General features: G+C 65.4%; 5 protein-coding genes and 1 pseudogene. All 6 read right to left on the bottom strand.

The features are described 5' to 3' along the window. Positions 1–271: 271 nt before the first annotated feature. A pseudogene (locus tag AC1DU6_RS18365) lies at positions 272–979 on the bottom strand (ABC transporter ATP-binding protein); the annotation flags it as partial. After that, on the bottom strand, positions 976–1,752 hold the full coding sequence (locus AC1DU6_RS18360; protein WP_457323285.1) for an ABC transporter ATP-binding protein: 777 nt from the start codon (positions 1,750–1,752) through the stop codon (positions 976–978). The pseudogene AC1DU6_RS18365 and the gene AC1DU6_RS18360, both read right to left, overlap by 4 nt. Beyond that, a complete protein-coding gene (locus AC1DU6_RS18355; protein ID WP_477858761.1) occupies positions 1,749–3,047 on the bottom strand; it encodes a branched-chain amino acid ABC transporter permease in 1,299 nt (432 codons plus the stop codon). Before AC1DU6_RS18355 ends, AC1DU6_RS18360 begins: the two co-directional genes overlap by 4 nt. A 4-nt stretch (positions 3,048–3,051) precedes the next feature. Beyond that, positions 3,052–4,011: a branched-chain amino acid ABC transporter permease gene (locus AC1DU6_RS18350; RefSeq protein ID WP_457392219.1), complete on the bottom strand. Its 960-nt coding sequence runs from the start codon at positions 4,009–4,011 to the stop codon at positions 3,052–3,054. Between the two features lie 133 nt (positions 4,012–4,144). Then, a complete protein-coding gene (locus AC1DU6_RS18345; RefSeq protein ID WP_477858759.1) occupies positions 4,145–5,401 on the bottom strand; it encodes a branched-chain amino acid ABC transporter substrate-binding protein in 1,257 nt (418 codons plus the stop codon). A 93-nt stretch (positions 5,402–5,494) separates the two neighbouring features. After that, positions 5,495–5,662 (bottom strand): AMP-binding enzyme (locus AC1DU6_RS18340; RefSeq protein WP_477858762.1); only part of this gene is annotated, 168 nt, incomplete at its 5' end.

The raw sequence follows: 5,662 nt of genomic DNA, 5'->3' as shown, positions 1-5,662 counted from the left end.
CGTGTACGCAGCGCGGACGAGGTCGTGCACATGGGAGAGCACTGCTTTGCCGTGCTGCTGGTAGCGGCCGGCGCGCCCGAGGCTGAGCTCGTCGAGGAGCGGCTGCGGCAGGCTCTCAGAGGCGCCTATGGCGTCGACGGCCGGCTGATGCAGGTGGGTGTGCGCCTGGGCACCGCCGTGTTCCCGCAGGCCGGGCGCAACGGCGCCGAGCTGGCGGAAGCGGCGCGGGCGAACCTGCCGGCGGCTGGGGGCGACTGAGCAGCGCTCCTCWCACTTCCAGCCACTCCTTGCGGATGTAGGCATTGGCGCGCAGGTCCGCCGGCGAGCCCTCGAAGACGATGCGGCCGTGGCCCATCACGTAGCAGCGCTCGGAGATCTCCATCGCGATGGCCAGCTTCTGCTCGACCAGCAGCACGGCGATGCCGCGGTTCTTCAGCTCCTTGAGGTACTCGGCCACCAGTTCGACGATCTTGGGTGCCAGGCCTTCGGTGGGCTCGTCGATCATGATGAGGTCGGGGTCGCCCATCAGCGTGCGGCAGAGTGTGAGCATCTGCTGCTCGCCGCCSSAGAGCACGCCGGCCTCGGTATGCTGGCGCTCGCGCAGCCGCGGGAACATCTTGTACATGTCCTCGAAGCCCCAGCGCGGGTTCTTGGCTTTGGACTTCTGCCCCAGCATCAGGTTCTGGTGCACGGTCAGCTTGGGGAAGATGTCGCGGTTCTCGGGCACATAGCCCAGGCCCATGTGGGCGATCTCGTAGGCCTTGCGGCCGACCAGCTCCGTGTCGCCCCAGCGCACCGAGCCCTTGGCATCGACCTGGCCCATGATGGTCTTGACCGTCGTGGAGCGGCCAGCGCCATTGCGACCCAGCAGGCTGACGATCTCGCCCGGCTTGACCTCCATGCTGACGCCATGCAGCACATGGCTCTTGCCGTAGAAGGCGTGGACGTTGTCCAGCTTGAGGATTCTTCCTTGCGTCATGCTGCCGCCGCCTGTGTTTCCGCGAGCACCGAGCCCAGATAGGCTTCCTGCACGCGTGCGTTCGCGCGCACGGCCTCGGGCGTGTCAAAGGCAATGACCTCGCCATAGACCAGCACGGCGATCTTGTCCGCCAGGCCGAAGACGACGCCCATGTCGTGCTCCACGGTCAGCAGGGTCTTGCCAACGGTGACGTCGCGGATCAGCTGGATGAAGCGCTTGGTCTCGCTCTTGCTCATGCCGGCCGTGGGTTCGTCCAGCAGGATGACGCTGGAGCCGCCGGCGATGGTGATGCCGATCTCCAGTGCCCGCGCCTCGGCATAGGTGAGGTTCATGGCCAGCACGTCGCGCTTGCGGTCGAGCTTGATCATCTCGAGGATCTGCTCGGTGCGATCGTTGGCGTCCTCGAGGTCGGCGAGGAACTTCCAGAAGGCGTAGCGGTGGCCCAGGCTCCACAGCACGGCGCAGCGGATGTTCTCGAACACCGACAGCCGCGTGAACAGGTTGGAGACCTGGAAGCTGCGCGACAGGCCCAGGCGGTTGATCTCGTAGGGCTTCTTGCCGTCGATGCGCTGGCCATGCAGATGGATCTCGCCCGAGGTCGGCGCGAAGCGGCCGCTGATCAGGTTGAACAGCGTGCTCTTGCCGGCGCCGTTGGGGCCGATGATGGCCACGCGCTCGCCGGCCTGCACGGCCAGGTTGGCGCCGCGGATGATCTCGCTCTTGCCGAAGCTCTTGCGCAGGTCGCGCAGTTCGAGGGCGTAGGCCGTGCTCACAGGGCTTCCCTCCGCTTGATTTCTTTTTCGATGTCTTCCTGGATCTCACCCCACTCGTGCACATAGTGGCGGCGCACCAGCTCGAAAAGACCCGCACCGACGACGATGAGGAAGCCGGCACCGAACCAGGCATCCAGCGTGCCGCTGTTCAGCGTCGCGCCCATGAAGCGCAGCTCGGGACCCAGGGCCTCGTTGAGCTGGCGGTGGTAGAGCATCTCGATCATGGTCGCCGCGCCGACCAGCGCTGCGAGGGCCGTGCYGGCCAGGGCGAGATACGAGGTCCAGAGCTTCTTCAACTTGCCGAAGGCCGCCACGCGCAGGTTCATCAGGATGAGGCTGGCAAAGCCGCCCGGGGCATACATGACCATGAACAGGAAGATCAGGCCCAGGTAGAGCAGCCAGGCCTTGGTCAGCTCCGACAACAGCACGCCGCAGATGACCATCAGCACGGCGCCGATGATGGGACCGAAGAAGAAGGTCGCGCCGCCCAGGAAGGTGAACAGAAGGAAGGCCCCCGAGCGCGCCGCGTGCAGCACGTCGCTGCCATTGACGATCTCGGCGTTGATCGCCCCCAGGCCGCCCGCGACGCCAGCAAAGAAGCCCGAGATGGCGAAGGCCATGAAGCGCACCCAATGGGTGTCGTAGCCGACGAATTCGACACGCTCGGGGTTGTCGCGCACGGCGTTCAGCATGCGGCCCAGCGGCGTGCGCGTCAGCGCGAACATGGCCGCCGTGCAGATGAAGCAGTAGACGGCGACGAGGTAGTAGACCTGGATCTGCGGGCCGAAGCTGATGCCCATGAAGGGCTTGCCGATGACGCGGTTGCTGGACACGCCGCCCTCGCCGCCCGAGAACTCAGGCAGCATCAGCGTCAGCGCGAACACCAGTTCGCCAATGCCCAGCGTGATCATCGCGAACGGCGTGCCGGCCTTCTTCGTCGACACGTAGCCCAGCAGCGCCGCGCAGACCAGGCCCGCGAAGCCGCCCACCAGCGGGATCAGGCTGACGGGAATGCCCAGCGTGCCGGCACCGGCCATGTTCAGCGCATGGATGGCGAGGAAGGCGCCCATGCCGCTGTAGACAGCGTGGCCGAAGCTCAGCATGCCGCCTTGGCCCAGCAGGATGTTGTAGGCCAGGCAGGCGATGACGCCGATGCCCATCTGCGTCAGCATGGTCTGCGCCAGGCCCGTCGTCCAGATGCGCGGGGCGACGAAGAGGATGAGGGCGAAGAAACCCCAGACGAACCAGCGCCCGACGTTGTGGGGCTTGAAATGGAAATCCTTGGACTTGCTCATCGGATCAGTCTTCYCGCGTSCCSAGCAGGCCCTTGGGSCGGAAGATCAGGATCAGCACCATCAGCAGATAGGGCAGGATGGGGGCGACCTCGGCCATCGTCAGGCGCAGCAGCGGGTAGCCCGGCGTGGCCTGGGTGATGGTGAAGCCCAGGCTGCCGAGCAGCGTGGCGAGGGAGCCGTTGATCGTCAAGGGCAGCGTCTGCAACAGACCCACGACGATGGAGCCGACGAAGGCGCCGGCCAGCGAGCCGATGCCGCCGACGACCACGACGACGAAGATGATGGCGCCGATGAACGCCGCCATGTTGGGCTCGGTCACGAAGGTGATGCCGCCGATGACGCCGGCCAGGCCTGCCAGCGCGCAACCGCTGCCAAACACCAGCATCAGTACGCGCGGCACGTTGTGGCCGAGCGCCTCGACCATCTCTGGGTGCGTCAGCGAGGCCTGGATGATCAGCCCGACGCGGGTGCGCGTCAGCAGCAGCCACAGCGCCAGCAGCATCAGCAGGGCCACCAACATCATGAAGGCCTTGGTGGCCGGGAAGGTCGAGCAGTTGGCCACCGCGCAGACCTCGGGCGAGGCCTTGCCCAGCACCAGCGACATGCCCTCCTGGGCGCGCGAAACGATGGTCAGGGCCGACCCCTCCAGCAGCGCCGGCGGCGTGAACGTCACTGCGGTACGGCCCCAGATCAACTGCACCAGCTCCAGCACCACATAGGACAGGCCGAAGGTGATCAGCAGCTCGGGCACATGGCCGAACTTGTGCACGCGCCGCAGCGCCAGCCTCTCGAAGCCCGCCCCCAGCACGCCAACGGCCAGCGGCGCGAACAGCAGCGCCGGCCAGAAGCCCATGATGCCCACCAGCGAATAGGCGATGTAGGCGCCCACCATGTAGAAGCTGGCGTGGGCAAAGTTCAGCACGCCCATCATGCTGAAGATCAGCGTCAGGCCCGAGCTCAGCATGAAGAGCAGCAGGCCGGACGACAGGCCGTTCAGCAGATTGATGAAGACTTGATCCAAGGCGGTGGCCGGCAAAGTCAGGAGGATCGCGCCGCCGCTCGCGAGCGGGGCGCGGTCGAGTCAGGCACCCAGGGGCTCAGGGCCTCTTCATTTGGCAGGACGTCGGCGTCGACGACACGTAGCTGTCGTACATCTTCACCGGCGCCAGCGTCATGCCGGTCTTCTCGGGGCTGTAGGGGTACTTGGCGTCGGCCTTCTGCCAGACCGAGATGAACAGCGGCTGCTGCAGCTGGTGGTCGGTCTTGCGCATCGTCACTTCACCATTGAAGCTCTTGACTGTCAGACCTTCCATCGCCGCGGCCACCTTGACCGGGTCGGTCGACTTGGCGTTGGCCATGGCCTGGCTCAGCAGCGAGTAGATGTGCTGCACGCTGAGCGTGTACATGTCGTCGTTGAACTTCTTGTTGTATTCCTCGGCGTCCTTCTGCGCCTGGCCGCCCAGGTTGTAATGGCTGTAGGCCACCTGGAAGACGCGGCCCGCGCCGCCGGTGCCCAGTGCCGTCGGCGTGCCGGTCACACCGGTGTAGTAGGTGAAGAACTTGCCGTTGTAGCCGGCCTCGTTGGCGGCCTTGACGAGCAGGGCCAGGTCCGAGCCCCAGTTACCGGTGATGACGGTGTCGGCACCGCTGGCCTTGATCTTGGCGACATAGGGGGCGAAATCGCGCACCTGGGCCAGCGGGTGCAGGTCCTCGCCGACGATCTGCACGTCGGGGCGCTTGCGGGCCAACATCTCCTTGGCGTATTTGGCGACCTGGTGGCCGTGGGCGTAGTTCTGGTTCAGCAGAAAGACCTTCTTGACGTCGGCCTGGTCCTTCATGAACGTCGTCAGCGCCTCCATCTTCATGGACGTGTCGGCGTCGAAGCGGAAGTGCCAGTAGCTGCACTTGCTGTTGGTCAGGTCGGGGTCCACCGCCGAGTAGTTCAGGTAGAGGATTTCCTTGCCCGGGTTGCGCTCGTTGTGCTTGCTGACGGCGTCGCTCAGGGCCAGCGCCACGCTGGAGCCATTGCCCTGCATGATGTAGCGGATGCCCTGGTCGGCCGCGGCCTTCAGCAGGTTCAGCGATTCGGCGGGGCTGAGCTTGTTGTCGAAGGTGACGATCTCGAACTTCACGCCGGCGGGGTTGCTCTTGTTGGTCTTCTCGCCGAGGAACTGGAAGGTCTTGACCTGGTTCTGGCCCACCGGGCCCATCAGCCCGGACAACGCGTCGATATAGGCCAGCTTGACTGTCTCGCCCTTCTGCGCCTGGGCGGCCCCGGCCGCCAAGGCCAGCACGGCGACTGCCGTGAATGCGCGCGTTAGGCGTGGGACATGGGCCGAAGTGATGTMGAACATGCTTGTCTCCTGTTGTGGGTCTGAATGTGAACGGAAGTTAATCCAGCGCGGCCACGCCGCAGTCCCGGGCTTACCCCTGACCGGTCATCGCGCTCATGCCGTCGGGAGCTTGTGGCTCAGGAACTGGTCGCGCAGCTTGAGCTTCTGCACCTTGCCAGTGGCCGTATGCGGAATTTCGGAAACGAAGACAACGTCGTCMGGGACCTGCCACTTGGCGATGCGGCCCTCGTAAAAGGCCAACAACTCTTCGCGCGTCAATGT

It is taken from the genome of Roseateles sp. P5_B10 (assembly GCF_056400485.1).
This window is presented reverse-complemented; position numbering and strand designations above follow the sequence as displayed.